Annotated in this window: 10 protein-coding genes, 2 tRNA genes, 2 pseudogenes and 1 riboswitch; of the genes and pseudogenes, 5 read left to right on the forward strand and 9 right to left on the reverse strand. The window is 73.2% G+C overall.

Annotated features, from left to right (window positions below):
• A pseudogene (locus TU30_RS35740) lies at positions 1-295 on the forward strand (RNA helicase); the annotation flags it as partial.
• 153 nt (positions 296-448) lie between these two features.
• Positions 449-521: transfer RNA gene (locus TU30_RS28230), tRNA-Lys, on the forward strand.
• Positions 522-623: 102 nt separating this feature from the next.
• Here TU30_RS28230 and TU30_RS28235 read toward each other — a convergent pair.
• The 5 genes and pseudogenes from TU30_RS28235 to TU30_RS28255 all read right to left on the reverse strand — a co-directional run.
• Positions 624-1,832 (reverse strand): NAD(P)/FAD-dependent oxidoreductase, encoded by a 1,209-nt coding sequence (locus tag TU30_RS28235; protein WP_042175244.1) that lies wholly within the window; start codon positions 1,830-1,832, stop codon positions 624-626.
• Between the two features lie 165 nt (positions 1,833-1,997).
• Entirely contained in the window at positions 1,998-2,399 is a 402-nt protein-coding gene (locus tag TU30_RS28240) for a hypothetical protein (protein WP_042175246.1), read from the reverse strand.
• A gap of 282 nt (positions 2,400-2,681) precedes the next feature.
• A complete protein-coding gene (locus tag TU30_RS28245; protein ID WP_042175248.1) occupies positions 2,682-3,899 on the reverse strand; it encodes a cation:proton antiporter in 1,218 nt (405 codons plus the stop codon).
• Between the two features lie 663 nt (positions 3,900-4,562).
• Complete coding sequence (locus TU30_RS28250; RefSeq protein ID WP_042175250.1) at positions 4,563-4,853, reverse strand: DUF3040 domain-containing protein; 291 nt, start codon at positions 4,851-4,853, stop codon at positions 4,563-4,565.
• Positions 4,854-5,122: 269 nt separating this feature from the next.
• A pseudogene (locus TU30_RS28255) lies at positions 5,123-5,711 on the reverse strand (cation:proton antiporter); the annotation flags it as partial.
• Between the two features lie 508 nt (positions 5,712-6,219).
• Here TU30_RS28255 and TU30_RS28260 point away from each other — a divergent pair.
• The 3 genes from TU30_RS28260 to TU30_RS28270 all read left to right on the forward strand — a co-directional run bounded on the left by TU30_RS28260 (position 6,220) and on the right by TU30_RS28270 (position 9,023).
• On the forward strand, positions 6,220-7,353 hold the full coding sequence (locus TU30_RS28260) for a dihydrofolate reductase family protein (protein ID WP_042175253.1): 1,134 nt from the start codon (positions 6,220-6,222) through the stop codon (positions 7,351-7,353).
• A 66-nt stretch (positions 7,354-7,419) separates the two neighbouring features.
• Positions 7,420-7,493, forward strand: a tRNA-Met gene (locus tag TU30_RS28265).
• A 325-nt stretch (positions 7,494-7,818) separates the two neighbouring features.
• A riboswitch (cyclic di-AMP (ydaO/yuaA leader) is annotated at positions 7,819-7,976 on the forward strand.
• 12 nt (positions 7,977-7,988) lie between these two features.
• Complete coding sequence (locus tag TU30_RS28270) at positions 7,989-9,023, forward strand: M23 family metallopeptidase (protein ID WP_042175257.1); 1,035 nt, start codon at positions 7,989-7,991, stop codon at positions 9,021-9,023.
• Positions 9,024-9,137: 114 nt separating this feature from the next.
• On the opposite strand, the gene TU30_RS28275 is transcribed toward TU30_RS28270, so the two are convergent.
• From TU30_RS28275 to TU30_RS28290, 4 genes are all read right to left on the reverse strand, one after another.
• Positions 9,138-10,490, reverse strand: coding sequence for a PrsW family intramembrane metalloprotease (locus tag TU30_RS28275; RefSeq protein WP_234308002.1), 1,353 nt, complete (start codon positions 10,488-10,490; stop codon positions 9,138-9,140).
• A gap of 52 nt (positions 10,491-10,542) precedes the next feature.
• On the reverse strand, positions 10,543-11,406 hold the full coding sequence (trmB, locus tag TU30_RS28280; RefSeq protein WP_234308003.1) for a tRNA (guanosine(46)-N7)-methyltransferase TrmB: 864 nt from the start codon (positions 11,404-11,406) through the stop codon (positions 10,543-10,545).
• 353 nt (positions 11,407-11,759) lie between these two features.
• On the reverse strand, positions 11,760-12,983 hold the full coding sequence (gene lhgO / locus TU30_RS28285) for an L-2-hydroxyglutarate oxidase (protein ID WP_370626724.1): 1,224 nt from the start codon (positions 12,981-12,983) through the stop codon (positions 11,760-11,762).
• 162 nt (positions 12,984-13,145) lie between these two features.
• Positions 13,146-14,570, reverse strand: a complete 1,425-nt coding sequence (locus TU30_RS28290; RefSeq protein ID WP_042175260.1) for a hypothetical protein — start codon at positions 14,568-14,570, stop codon at positions 13,146-13,148.
• Between the last annotated feature and the right edge of the window lie 458 nt (positions 14,571-15,028).

Raw genomic sequence — 15,028 nt, forward strand, 5'->3', positions numbered from 1 at the left:
TGACCGTGGTGGCCGTTCCTTCGAGCGTCGTGACGACCGCGGTGGCTTCAACCGCGACCGTGACCGCCAGGGCGACCGTCCCGGCTTCCGCCGCGACGACCGTGGCGAGCGCGGCGGCCACCGTGGCAGCGACCGCCCGTTCAACCGTGACCGCCAGGGCGACCGCCCCGGCAGCGACCGTCCCGGTTTCCGCTCCGGTGCCTCCCACGACCGCCCGTACGGCCGTCGTGACGAGCACCGCGGCGGCTCCTTCGGCCGCCGCGAGGACAAGCCGCGCTGGAAGCGCAACGGCTGATCCCGGTACACCGGACTGATGCGGCAGGGCCCGCACGACACCCGTCGTGCGGGCCCTGCCGCATACGGACGGAACCCGTCCGGGCCCGACGCGCCGATACCCGATCAACACCGCGCCCACGTCCCGCTATGCTCGTGGGGGCGACATCGCCTGGGGCCCTTAGCTCAATTGGCAGAGCAGTGGACTTTTAATCCATTGGTTGTGGGTTCGAGTCCCACAGGGCCTACCGAAGCGGGGGAGGGGGGAACCCCCTCCGACCTGCTGTGCAGCGCCCCGACCGGTTCAACACGGTCGGGGCGCTGCGGTGTTCGGGGGGTGACGGAGTCGTTCAGGCGGGTTCGTTCCGGCGGGCGGCCGGTGCCCTGTCGGGCCCGGTCCGCAGCAGTTGCCGGCGCCTGGGGCCTCCCGGGACGCGGTGCAGGTGGTACGAGCCGGGCTTGCGCGCCTCGTCGGACAGGTGCTTCACGATTCCCCTGCACACGAACTCCTTGAGCTTCGCGCCGGGGCGGCCGTCGATGTGGAACCAGACCGCGACGTCGTACCTGTGGGCGAACTGGAAGATGCCGCCGCGGCGGCCCAGGCTGATGCACTGGCCGGCGAACACCTGGTTGAGGGGTGACGGCCGCTCACCCGCGATACGGCTCAGCACCGTGTCGGCGGCCCGTGCGCCCAGCGGCATCGCGGCCTGGCAGCTCATCCGCAGCGGCAGGTCCGACGGGGCCGCCGAGTCCCCGGCCGCGACGATGCGCGCGTCGTCCACGCACGTCAGTGTCTCGTCGGTGAGCAGGCGGCCCACGGCGTCGGTGCTCAGCCCGCTGCGGGCGGCCAGGTCCGGTACGGCGAATCCGGCGGTCCAGACGGTCACCTCGCTCGGCAGCTCCCGGCCGTCGCCGAGCCGTACGGTGCCGCGCGTCACCGCCGTCACCCTCGCGTCGGGGCCTTCGAGTACTCTCGCCCCGAGTGCCGCCAGCCGCCCGGCCACCGAGCGCCGGCCCCGAGGGTGCAGGTAGGGGCCGAGTACCTCACCGCACACCAGGGTCACGGCGCGGCCGGCCTCCGCCAGTTCGGCGGCGGTCTCGATGCCGGTCGGACCGGCTCCGACCACCGTCACCGCGGCCGTCGCGGGAGCGGCGGCGATGACCGGCCGCAGCCGCTCCGCCGTCTCCAGGGTGGCGATCGGGTACGCGAATTCGGCCGCTCCGGGCACACCCGGGTCGGCGCTGCCGCTGCCCACCGCGTAGATCAGATAGTCGTAGCCGACCGTGCCGCCGGTCGCCAACGCCACGTCGCGCCCGGCCGCGTCGATCCGGGTCACGGTGCCGACCACCAGCCGGACGCCGTCGGCCAGGACGTCCCGGTAGTCGACGACCGCGTCGTGGGACCCGCCCACCAGTTGGTGCAGGCGGATCCGCTCGACGAAGTCCGGGCGCGGGTTGATCAGGGTCACTGCCACGTCGTCGCGCCGCGTCAGGCGGTTGGCCGCCATGACGCCGGCGTATCCGCCGCCGATCACTACCACGTGGGTGTTCTCAGGCATGGTGTCTCCGTCGTCTCAGAGGTTCGGCCGTTCTCAGGGGCCGACCTCAGGACACCGCCCGGCCGTTCGCTGTGACAGCGGACCGACGGGGCTGCGAGGGCTGCGGGGCAGGAATGTGCCTCAACGAGGTCCGGGTGCCCGTGGCTTCTCGTCCCGGTTGCGCCGTCAGGCTTGCGCCGTCAGGCGGCGGTAGGCCGCGCGGGCGTGGGTGAGGCGGGCGGTGGTCGTGCCGGCGACGGTGGCCGTGAGGAGGCAGCCGAGCCAGAGCGTGTCCCTGGAGCCGGTCCAGGTGAGGGTGCCTGCGGGCGGTATCGCCAGGCCGTTGAGGAACAGCCAGCACAGGACCGCCGTGCCGGGGGCCGCGGCGAACCGCGCGCGCCCGCCGAGGACGGCGGCGAGCAGGGACAGGGCCGCCAGGGTGAGTCCGGGGCGGCCCGGGCCGACGACCGTGTGGAGCAGGACCACCACCGCCAACGCGCCGCCGAAGGCACCGGTCCACACCAGCGGGGTGGCGACGGGCTGGGGCACCGGCCGCGGGCCGGTGCCGAGGGCGACCCACTCGACCATGCCGACGCTTCCCTTCCGGTGCTCCCCGGCGCCGGCCCGGCAGGTGGGGGGCGACCGGTGGCGGGCGCGCCTGGGCCCCAGCGGGCGAGGAGTGTGTACCGGGTCGATTTTCGCACCGCCGAGGCCGATGGGCCGGGGGATCGGGCGCCGATGGCCGGATTCCGGTGGCCGGGCGGTGAGGGCCGGGGAGCGGGGGCGGCGGGGGAGGCGGGGGCGTGGTGCCTCGTTCCGGCGGTCCGGACGTCCACGGGCGGGTTGTCCGGTCCTCCGCCGTGTCGGTGGTCAGCCGTTCGCGTGGGCCGGTTCCGACCGGTCGGCCGGGGTGGTGGTCTGTGGCGTGTCCGATGAGCGGCGGCGGATGAGGCGGGTGGCCAGCGGTTCGGTCCAGCGGGCGGTGAGAGGGCCGAGGACGACCAGGAGCAGGACGTACGCCGTGGCCAGCGGGCCGATCCGGGGCTCCGTGCCGACGGCGAGACCGGCGATGACGATCGAGAACTCGCCGCGCGCCACCAGAGCGCCGCCGGTCCGCCAGCGGCCCTTGGACAGGATGCCCGCGCGGCGGGCGGCCCACCAGCCGGTGGCGATCTTCGTCAGCATGGTGACGACCGCCAGGGCGAGCGCAGGGAGCAGCACCGGCGGGATGGCGGACGGGTCGGTGTGCAGCCCGAAGAAGACGAAGAACACCGCCGCGAACAGGTCCCGCAGCGGGGACAGCAGGCCGTGGGCGCCCTCGGCGACCTCTTCGGACAGGGCGATGCCGACCAGGAACGCGCCCACCGCGGCCGACACCTGGAGGTGCTGGGCGACGCCCGCGACCAGCAGGGTCAGCCCCAGCACCGCCAGCAGCAGCATCTCGGGGTTGTCGGAGGACACCGCGCGGCTGATGACGCGTCCGTGGCGCAGGGCGACGTAGAAGACGACGCCGACGGTGGCCAGGGAGACCAGCAGGGTGACGCTGCCGCCCGCGAGACTCGCACCGGTCAGCAGGGCGGCGAGGACCGGCAGGTAGACGGCCATGGCGAGGTCTTCCATGACCAGGACGCACAGGACGACCGGCGTCTCGCGGTTGCCCGTGCGCCCGAGGTCGCCGAGGACCTTGGCGATGACCCCGGAGGAGGAGATCCAGGTGACTCCGGCGAGGGCGACGGCGGCGACCGGCCCCCAGCCCAGGAGCAGCGCGGCGACGGCGCCGGGGGCGGCGTTGAGGACGAAGTCGACGGCGCCCGAGGGGTACTGGGTCTTGAGGGTGGTGACGAGGCTCGACGCGCTGTACTCCAGTCCGAGCATCAGCAGCAGCAGGATGACACCGATCTCGGCGCCCGTGGCGACGAACTCCTCGCTCGCCTGCAGGGGCAGGATGCCGCCGTGGCCGAAGGCGAGCCCCACGAGGAGATAGAGGGGTATGGGGGAGAAGCCCACCCGTCCGGCGAGACGGCCCAGCAGCCCGAGGGCGAGGATGATCGCTCCGAGTTCGATGAGCATGGTGGTGGTGTTGTGCACGGGCGTCTGACCTCCGTGGATCGGTGCGGTGTCGGCGTCTGTGCCTGATGAGCGGGTGCCGGGACGGCAGGTGGGGTGCCTGGGGAAGGGCTTTCGGGGTCGGACGGCGGGGCCCTGGCCAGAGGCGACAGGGGTGGGCCGGGGGTGTCCCCCACGGGGTGGGAAGTTCCCGCGGTGCCTCGGGCCGGGTGGGCCGAGGGTGCGGGGGTGCGGGGGTGCGGCACGGGCTGCTGCCGGGCCGGGAGCCGACGGCGCTCGCAGTTGGGGAAGGGCGCTTCAGCGCCTCGGGCGGCTGCTCGGGCGGCAGAGGGCGCCACCGGTATCCGGGACGCCGTCGCGGGCGGCGTTGTCGACACGTACGGAGATCACCCGACCCATCTCACGCCCCCCGTTCTTCTTCTCATCGGTTCAACCGGTCGGCGACGCTCGGCCATGGGTACGCGGCACCCAGGACGCGGCGTACCCGGTACGCCGCGTCCTGGGTGCCCGGCACTCGACGTGCAGAGTTCAACGCTCGACGAAAGAGCGGAATGCTGCTCAACAGAGCGTAAGCGCTTGATAAAGATTTTAGCGCACCCCGCATCGGGGTGCGCCGGGAAGAACGTCGCAGGACAAGGCAAAGCGATGCGCGGGAAGGTGGAACGGTCCCGGCGGCCCACGCTCTCAGCGGGCCGGCCGCCGCTCCTGGCCGCCCCTCTGCGGCGGATACGGGTCGAACAGCTGTACGCCGATTCCGCTGAGCACCAGACCTGCCGCGATGAGCAGCCCGTCGGGCATGACCAGGCCGACGGTCAGCAGGACGAGACCGGTCCCCAGCACCCACCAGGCGCGTGCGCGTCGGTACTCGCGGGGCCGGGTGGGCCGCCCGCTGGACATCGAGCGCGCGAAATCCGGGTCGTCCTGCTCGATTCGGGCCGCGAGATCGACGAGGCGCTTGTCGTCGGACTGGGGCACGTCTCCTCCTTCCCGAACGGCGGCAGCACGGTGAGACGGTCGGCCGCCACCTCCGAAGCAGCGCCTCCGGGCGTCGGTGGTCGTGGGCACCGACGCCGGGGGCGGAAAAGTGAACCGACGGCCCTCGAGAACTCGACACTTCACCATCGGGCCGACTCCGGGAGTCTGCCCGTGCACCGAGGTCATCACCCGTCCGGTACACGGTCGTCCGGCGGGGACGGGCCTGATCCCGCTTCAGGGATCCCCCGCCCGGAACCCCGGAACCCCGGGACCGTCAGGAAGCCGAACGCCCTGGACGCCTGGAGAGCCATGTCCCCGATCCCCTGGGCGCCGCTGAGGACGGGCTGGAGGGCTGCGAGGTAGAGGGCGAGGAAGATGTCCTCGACGACGGTGACACCGAGGATGAGCCGGGTCTCGGGCCGGCTGATGTGCCCCAGTTCGATGAGGATCTTCGTGACGATCGCGGAGGACGAGATGCCGAGCACCCCGGCGAGCACCAGGGCCTCCCGCGCTCCCCAGCCGAGGGCGAACCCGAATCCCAGCCCCGCGCCGACGTTGAGCGCCAGGTAGATGCCACCGGCGCTGACGAGCCGTTTGCCGCCCCGTCTCAGGTCGTCGAGGTGGAACTCCAGGCCGAGGTGGAAGAGCAGCAGGACGAGACCGAGCGCCGACAGCATCGAGAAGTCGCGGGCGTCCTCGACCAGGACCAGCCCCGGTGTGTGCGGGCCGAGCAGAATGCCGGCGAGCATGAACAGGGAGGGGGATCGTCGGCAGCCCGATCCGGCTGCCGAGGCCGGCGAGGAACGCTGCGGCGAGGAACGCGCCGCCCATGGCGAGCAGAGTGTCGGCATGTCCCACGGGTCTCCACCTTCCACAGCACGGGGACGGAGCGGGATCCGATCGACCGGTCCGGGTGGGCACCGCTCCTTCGCGTCTCGGTGGGGGTTCTCCGCCCTGCAGGGCTGCGGCCGGTGCGTCTTCGGAGACTGAGGGGCCGCGGCCGGTGCGTGCCGGGGCCGTGGCCCCGGTGCTTCTCCACGCTCACATCCGGCCCCGGGCGCCCGCCATCCGTGACACCACCCGAACGAGGGGGCGGAGGACACCCACGGGGTGAGGGGGAAGGGCCCTCGGCACGGGCCGGCCGCCGGGTGCGGCGGGGCCGCCGGGTGTGGCGGGTACACCGCCGTCTCCACGCCGCACGGTTCCGCGCCACGTGGCGGTGGCACGTGGCGGTGGCACACCGTACGGCTTCCCCACCGCGCGGGAACACACCGGGTGCAAGACTCTCTTCACCCGGCCCGGCCCGGCCCGGCCCCCGTCCTGTTCCGTCCCGTCCCGTCCGCCGTCCCCGTCAGGAGCGCCGTCGATGCCCCACCCGTACGTCCTGCTGTCCGCCGCCGTCTCGCTCGACGGGTATCTCGACGACACCGGCCCCGAGCGGCTGCTGCTGTCCGGCCCGGAGGACTTCGACCGGGTCGACGAGGTACGGGCGTCGGTGGACGCGATCCTGGTCGGCGCCGGCACGATCCGGGCCGACAACCCCCGGCTGCTGGTCAACGCGCCCGAGCGGCGTGCCGCCCGGGTCGCCGAGGGCCGGCCCGCCTACCCGCTGAAGGTCACCGTCAGCGGCTCGGGCGACCTGGACCCGGCGGCGCGGTTCTGGCACACCGGTGGCGCGAAGGTCCTCTACACGACCGGCAAGGGCGCCGAACGCGCCCGCGCCCACGGTCTCGCCGCCGACATCGTGCCCCTCGGCGCCGAGCTCGACTGGCGCCGCCTCCTGACACACCTGTACGACGCGTACGGCGTCCGGCGGCTCATGGTCGAGGGCGGCGGCCTGATCCACACCCAGCTCCTCACCCAGGGCCTCGCCGACGAGCTCCAGCTGGTCCTCGCCCCGCTCTTCGTCGGCGACCCGGACGCCGCCCGTCTCTTCGGCCCCGGCACCTACCAGGGCGGCCGGCTGCGGCTGCTGGAGACCCGTCAGGTCGGCGACGTCGTCCTCATGCGCTACGAACCCACCGCCCCCGGCACCGGCCCGCTCCCCGTCGCCGCCGACCACCACTGGCTGGCCCTCGCCTGCGAACTGGCGAAGCGGTGCCCGCCCTCGGAGACGGCGTTCAGCGTGGGCGCGGTGGTCGTCGCCGCAGACGGCACCGAGCTGGCGCGGGGCCACTCCCGCGAGGGCGGTGATCCGGTGGTGCATGCCGAGGAGGCCGCCCTCGCCAGGACCGACCCCGCGGACCCGCGGCTCGCGACCGCCACCGTGTACTCCAGCCTGGAACCCTGTGCCCGCCGCGCCTCCCGTCCGGCGCCCTGCGCCCGGCTGATCCTGGACGCGGGAGTACGGCGGGTGGTCACCGCGTGGCGGGAGCCGGACACCTTCGTGGCGGGCGCCGACGGCAGCGGAGCACTGGCGGCGGAGGGTGCCCTGGTCGTCGTCCTGCCGGAGCACGAGGAGTCCGCCGAGGCGCCGAACGGCCATCTGATCGGCCGGTGACGCGAGGGCGGCGGCAACGCGTGTGCGGAGTGCCCCGCGGATGCCGTATGCTGGTGAACACAACGACGCGGGGTGGAGCAGCTCGGTAGCTCGCTGGGCTCATAACCCAGAGGTCGCAGGTTCAAATCCTGTCCCCGCTACTGAAGGCCGAGGGCTGGAACCCGAAAGGGTTCCGGCCCTCGGCCGTTTCCGTCCGCCCCGTTTCAGGAGTGCGCCCCGGGGTACTTCCGCGCAGATGTCACGCCGGGTGATCGAGCCGCCCCGCTGCGCATAACAATTGACGCACCGTCAGCTCGGTTGTGACGAGAGCGGTGAAGTCAACTCGCCCGGTTTTGACCGGCCGTGGCGCTTAAGTCCGTGCGGAAATCGTTAACGATCAAGAGGAACGGCTTGGAATACGGCCCTCGCGTCTATTAACGTTCGATAACGCAGCGCGGTCGTCCCAGCCGTCACACGAGTCGGCTCCGTGCGCACGCGCCGAATCCCGCAAGGGAACCGGGGAACCAACATCTTGGGGTGAATCGCGCGAATGCCCCCGTGGAGACACGGGCGGTATACGCGCGTAGGAGACCTTCCTGCTCCGAACCCGTCAGCTAACCCGGTAGGCGAGAAGGAAGGAAAGGAGTGCGCCCCACGTGGCGTCCAACCGGCCTGCCCCCGAGGCCCCCTTCATGCCGAGCCGGCACGACAGCGACACCTTCGGCTACGGCGGCATCCGCACCGACGAGGGCCCCTTCGAGGAGTGGAACCCCACCGCGGAGTCCGTTCGCCCCGTGCGCGGCCGTCATCGTGTCGGCAGGCAGCGCGGCGGAGGCCTCGCCCGTAGCTCCACCGTCCTGGGCGTCGGTGTCATAGCCGCTGTCGCCGGTGGCGGCATGGCCAGCGCACAGAGCGGCAAGCCGCCGGTCTCCATCTCCGTGCCGGACCTTCCCTCTGTTGGTTCCCTCATCGCGGACGAGGAAACCCCCCAGGGCTCCGCCACCCCGCTCAGCAGCATCGGCACGGTCGCCGACGAGGCCGACCAGGGCAGCACCTCCGACGCCGGCGAGGTGCTGCGCGCCCGGATCATGGCGCAGGTCGAGCAGCAGCAGAGCCAGGCCGAGGAGCAGGCCGCCGCCGAAGCCGCCGCGAAGGCGGAGAAGGAGGCCGAGGAGCAGGCCGCCGCCGCGAAGAAGGAGGCCGAGGAGAAGGCCGCCGCCGCGAAGAGGAAGGCGGAGGAGGAGGCCGAGAAGAAGGCCGAGGCCGAGCGTCTCGCCGAACTGGCCAGGCAGTACGCGCTGCCCACCTCCTCGTACACCATCTCCTCGACCTTCGGTCAGGCCGGCGCCTACTGGTCCTCCGGCCAGCACACGGGCCTGGACTTCGCCGCCCCCACGGGCACGCTGATCAAGGCGGTCCACACCGGCACGATCACCTCCGCCGGCTGGGACGGCTCGTACGGCTACAAGACCGTGCTGACCCTCGACGACGGCACCGAGATCTGGTACGCCCACCAGTCCTCCATCAGCGTCAGCGTCGGCCAGCAGGTCAACACCGGCGATGTGATCGGCCGCGTCGGCTCCACCGGCAACTCCACCGGCGCCCACCTCCACCTGGAGGTGCACCCGGCCGGTTCCGCCTCGGGCATCGACCCGATGGCCTGGATGCAGTCGAAGGGCCTCACCGTCTGAGACCCCGGCTCCGGCCGGCCTCCGCATCCTGCGCCCTGCACAGCCACAGCCCCGGCAGTCCTGACGACGCCCCCCCGACGTCAGGACTGCCGGTCCGGCGTTTCCGGGGCGGTGTCAGGGGCGGTACGGGTGCGCGTACGGGTTCGGCCCGGACGCCGGGCGACCGGGGTCCACGGCGCCGTACGGGCCGTACACGCCGTACACGCGGTGTCCCCCGTACGCTTCGGGCACGCCGTACGGGCCGTGCACCGGCCGGGGCGGGACGGGCGGTGCGATGGCTCGGGCCGCGTGCTCCAGGGCCGGGCGGGCCGTGTCACGGCGGTGCCACATCCCACGCAGCAGTTCGTGCTCCCGTACGACGAAGTCCGCGCCCGCGCGGCCGCGGCGCCCCCGGTGACGCAGGAACGCCAGCGACGTCGCGTACGCCCCGTACTGGGCCACCGCGCGGGCAGCGGCCCGGCCGCCGTGCCGGTGTGCGTACCGCCGGGCGATGCGCCGGGCCCGCATCGAGCCGAGCGCGTAGGGCTGGGCCGGGGTCAGCCAGCCGGCCCTGACGTACGCGGGCAGCTCCTCCCGTACGGTCCGCAGCTCGCGCTGCCGGGTCCACACCACCAGCCAGGTCAGCAGGCCGAACGACGGCACCATGAACGTCGCGTACACGGCGAAGAAGCCGTACTCCCCGAGGGTCGAGGAGGCGTTCCACAGGGCGTGCATACCCATCGCGAGCAGCAGGCCGCCGAGCGGGAGCAGGACGCGCACCGGGCGGCGCCGCCGGGTGGCGAGCGCGGCCATTCCGAAGCCGATGCCGGTGAGGACCGTGAAGAGCGGATGCGCGAACGGCGACATGACGACGCGGACGAAGAACGTCGCAGCGGTGACCGAGGAGACGCCGCTGCCGCCGGTGAGCTGGTCGGTACCGAAGGCGGTGCCGAGGTAGAGGACGTTCTCGGTGAAGGCGAAGCCGGTGGCGGTGACCCCGGCTATCACCACGCCGTCGAGGATCCCGGTGAAGTCGCGTCTGCGGAACAGGAAGACCAGCAGGACGGCGGCGGCCTTCGCGGACTCCTCCACGACCGGGGCTATGACGGTCGCGCCGAGCGAGTCCGCGCGGGACGGGTCGGCCGTCTCCGCCGCTATCCACCGCGTGGCGAAGCTGTTGGCGACGATCGCCATGAGCGCGGCGGCGCAGGCGCCCCAGGCGAAGGCGAAGACGAGGTTGCGCCAGGGGCCCGGCGCGACGCGCTCCAGCCAGCGGAAGGCGGCGACGAGCAGCGGCACCGGCAGCACGGCGAGGCCGAGCCCGACCAGGAAGCCCTCCGTGCCGGTCTGCTCGCGGACCAGACCCAGGATGACCAGACCCGAGAGCGAGAGGAGGGCGGTCAACGCCCCGTAACGCACCCAGGACCGCTGCCACCAGTGCGCGTGCCGCGGGGCTGGCCGGGTCGGGTGGGGACGGCTGATGGCCACAACATTGACCCTAACGAGGGAACGGTGCTGCCCGCAGGACCACCGGGTGGGATCAGGTCCCGACGGCGTCCCGGTCGACCCGGTCGGCGGGCTGGTCGAGGTGCTGTACGCGGCGGAAGAGCAGGTCGTTCACCACATGGCCCTTGTCCAGTCCCTGCCCCTCGAAACGGGTCAGCGGCCGGAACTCCGGGCGCGGCGCGAAACCGCCGTCCGCCACGGTGTTCTCGAAACCGGGGTGCGCGGTCAGCACCTCGAGCATCTGCTCGGCGTACGGTTCCCAGTCGGTGGCGCAGTGCAGGAGCGCGCCCGGTGCGAGGCGGGTCGCGGCGAGGTCGAGGAAGGCGGGCTGGATCAGCCGGCGCTTGTGGTGCCGCTTCTTCGGCCAGGGGTCGGGGAAGTAGACGCGCAGCCCGCCCAGCGCGTCGGGGGCGAGCATCTCGCACAGCAGGATGATCGCGTCGCCGTTGCCGACGCGGACGTTGTCCACACCGTGCTGGTCGGCGAGGCCGAGCAGATGGCCCTGGCCGGGGGTGTGGACGTCCACGGCGAGGACGTTGGTGCCCGGGTCGGCGGCGGCCATGCGCACGGTCGCCTCGCCCATGCCGAAGCCGATCTCGAGGACGACCGGGTGGTCGTTGCCGAAGAAGGCGGCGAGGTCGAGGCGCTGCCTGCCGTCGACGTCGAAGCCCCACCGGGGCCACAGCCGCTGCAACGCGTCCGCCTGACCGGCGGTGACCCGGCTCCGGCGCGGCTGGAAACTCCGGATCCGGCGCTCGAAGTGCGACCCGGCGGGATCGGCCTTCGGCCCGTCCGGGAAACGGGGCTCGCCCTTCTCCCGGTTACGGCGGACCGACACACCGGGCGTGTGCCCGGGGTGCGGGGCGGGGGCTGCGGGGGTGTTCACGGAGTCAGACACAGTGCTGTCGATTTTACGGGGGTGCGCGGAGGGCTCCGCGGTCGGCTCCGGGCCGGTCATGCGGCCGGTTCCGAGCGGCCCCGGGGCCGGGGTCGGTCGCGTGGGTGGATTCGTGACCGGTTCCGTGGGTGATCTGTGGGTGAGGGGGCTGGTGGGGGTGGCCGGCTCAGTGGGGTGTGCCGTCCGGGGTGGTGAGGGTGGTCGGGGCCCGGCGGGTGGTTTTGCGGGTGCTGGGTGGGGGTGCCGTCGTCGCTCCGGGAGCCGGGTGGGTGGCCGGGGTCGGTCGCGTGGGTGGATTCGTGACCGGTTCCGTGGGTGATCTGTGGGTGAGGGGGCTGGTGGGGGTGGCCGGCTCAGTGGGGTGTGCCGTCCGGGGTGGCGAGGGTCGTCAGGGCCCGGCGGGCGACCTCCCGGCCGATGGGCAGGGACGCCGTCGCCGCGGGCGAGGGGGCGTTGAGAACGTGGACCGCGCGGGGTGTCTCCTGGATCAGGAAGTCGTCGGCCAGGGTGCCGTCGCGCAGGACCGCCTGGGCCCGTACGCCCGCCGGGGCCGGGACCAGGTCGGCCTCCCGGACCGCGGGCACGAGCCGGCGGACCGCCTCGGTGAAGGCACTCCGGGACAGGGAACGGTGCAGCTCGCCGGTGCCGTGCCGCCAGTGGCGGCGGGCCAGCTGCCGGGAGCCGGGCCAGGCCAGCGTGGCGGCCAGCTCGCGCGGGCGGACCGTACGCCAGTCGTAGCCCTCGCGCGCCAGGGCCGGTACGGCGTTGGGCCCGACGTGGACGCCACCGTCGACGCCGCGCGTGAGGTGGACGCCGAGGAACGGGAACGCCGGGTCGGGCACCGGATAGACGAGGCCGCGGACCAGCTCCGGGCGGACCAGCTCGTAGTACTCGCCGCGGAACGGCACGATGCGCATGCCGGGGTCGTCGCCGGTGAGGCGGGCGATCTCGTCGCAGTGCAGACCCGCGCAGTTCACCAGTACCCGGCCGCGCACGACGTCCCCGGCGGCGGTCAGGGCGGCCACGCCCAGGTCCGCACGGCGGTCGACGCGGGTGACCCGCGCGCCGTAGCGGATCTCCGCGCCGGACGCGGACGCCAGCCGGCGGGCCACCGCCGCGTAGTCGCAGACGCCGGTGGCGCCGACGCGCAGGGCGGCCAGGCCCTCGACCTCCGGCTCGTACGCGGCGATCTGCGCGGCGCCCAGTTCACGGACCGTCAGACCGTTCTCCCGGCCGCGCTGGGCCAGGGCGTGCAGGCGGGGCAGCTCGTCCCGGCCGGTGGCGACGATCAGCTTGCCCGTCACCGCGTGCGGGATGCCGTACTCCGCGCAGAACTTGACCATCTCGGCCGCGCCCCGCACCGCGTACCGCGCCTTCAGGGAGCCGGGGCGGTAGTAGATGCCGCTGTGGATGACGCCGCTGTTGCGGCCCGTCTGATGCCGGGCGGGGCCGGGTTCCTTCTCCAGCACCGTGACCCGCGTGCCCGGCGCCGCGCGAGTGATCGCGTACGCCGTCGACAGGCCGACGATGCCGCCGCCGATCACCAGCACGTCGCAGTCGTATGCCCGCCGCGCCACCCGCACCACCTCCCGGTCCCGATAGTGCACTGCGCCACTGACAACGCTCGTAAACCCCGGAAGCGGCAGGGGTCTGCGGCAGGCTGCCGATACGGGGCGGTCGGGATGACGTCGGGGCGACGTCGGGGCGACGTCGGCGTGAGGCCGGGGTGGCGGCCGGGGTCAGGCGGGAGTCATCAGCAGCGGCCGGGCGCGCTCGCGCAGTTCGACCACGCGGGGTTCGTCGCCGTAGGGCTCCAGACGGTGCAGGAGGTCCCTGACGTACTCCGTGGTGCGCGCGGACGAGATACGGCCGGCCACCTCCACCGCGCGCACGCCCTGCTCGCAGGCGGCGTCCAGGTTGCCCGACTCCAGTTCGGCGACCGCCGAGACGACGAGCCGCAGCCCGTGCGAGCGGACGAACTCCTCCGTCGGCCGCGACAGCGCCTGCTCGGTGAAGCGGCGGACCTGGCGGGGCGCCTTCAGGTCGCGGTAGCACTCGGCGGCGTCCGCGGCGAAGCGGTCGTAGGAGTAGAAGCCCAGCCAGACCGGGTCGCTGTCGCCCGGGCGGGAACGTTCCAGCCAGCCCTCGGCCGCCTTCAGGGCCGCTCCGGCCGCCGGGGCGTCACCCGCGCGGGCGTGCGCGCGTGCCTCCACCAGCCGGAAGAAGCTCATGGTGCGGGCCGTGGCCAGGCCGCGGTTGCGCTCCAGCGCGGCCTGGGCGAGGTCGACGCCCTCGTCGCCGAAGCCGCGGTAGGTGGCCTGGAGGGACATGGAGGCCAGGACGTATCCCCCCAGGGGGACGTCGGCCGCCGCGCGGGCCAGGCGCAGGGCCTGGATGTAGTAGCGCTGGGCGGCCTCCTGCTGGCCGGTGTCGAAGGCCATCCAGCCGGCCAGCCGGGTGAGTTCGGCCGACGCGCCGAACAGGGAACGGCCCACGTCGTCGGCGTACGAGCCGAGCAGCAGAGGTGCGGCCTCCACCCGCAGGCACTCGGGGACCATCGACGAACGCCAGTCGCCGCCGCCGTACTTGGAGTCCCAGCGGCGCGCGTCCTCGGCGGCCTCACGCAGCTTGCGCACATCGCTGTGGCCGACTCTGGCCGGTGCGCCGGAGCCCTCCGCGGGGCTCACCTCGCGCGCGACCGAACTGTCGGCCGGGGTTATCAGCCAGCGCGAGGCGGGCGTTGCATATGCGCTCACTGCGAACGATCCGGCGAGCGACTGCCAGATGCCGCCGGACCCCGCGCGGCGGCCGGCCAGGTCCAGCCGGTACAGCTCGGTGGCGGACTTCACCGCCTGTGCGACGTCCCGGGGGAAGGCCAGGCCGACTTCGGGCGCGGGATCCGCGTCCGCCAGGCCGATCTCGTGGAGCGGCACCGGGCGGCCGAGCTTCTGGCCGATGGCGGCGGCGATCAGGTGCGGTGCCGCACCCTGCGGCACCATGCCCTTCGACACCCAGCGCGCCACCGACGTCTTGTCGTAGCGCAAGGTCAGCCCGCGTTGTGCGCCAAGGTCGTTGACGCGCCGCGCGAGGCCCGCGTTGGAGATACCCGCGAGGGCGAGAACGGTGCCGAGCTTTTCGTTCGGCCCGCGTAGCTCCCTGGACATGCGCCACCCCTCGACACAGACGGCTGCCGCTCTGGCATAACCGTGCGGCATTCGTAAACCCAGCGTAGTTCGCCGCATCCCAAGCGTTAAGGGGCATTCTTCCGGATGGCGGGATTGTGGTCCGTACTGGAGTGCGGGTCCGATACGCGCAGTTGCGGCATGCTCCCGGCGTGTGGCCGTGCGCCCGTGCGTGCGCTCTCCTTCGGTCGTCGCGGGAGCGATTCCATGGTCCGTGCGTGGGTCGGCCCGCTGTACTGGATCCAGCGGGCTGGGGGACGCCGTCGCCTTCATCCCCGCGGGCGGCGGAACGGTCCGGGAGGCGCACTCCGCCTCCCGGGCCGCGCGACCGCCGGGCGGTGCGCAGAGCCTGTACGGAGCGTGTTCGAGGGTGTTCTCACTTCTCCGAATTGGCTGAAAATCGACCCCGCTGTTCCGAAGGTATCAGCGCATCTACCATG

The organism is Streptomyces sp. NBRC 110035 (assembly GCF_000829695.1).
Taxonomy (GTDB): domain Bacteria; phylum Actinomycetota; class Actinomycetes; order Streptomycetales; family Streptomycetaceae; genus Streptomyces.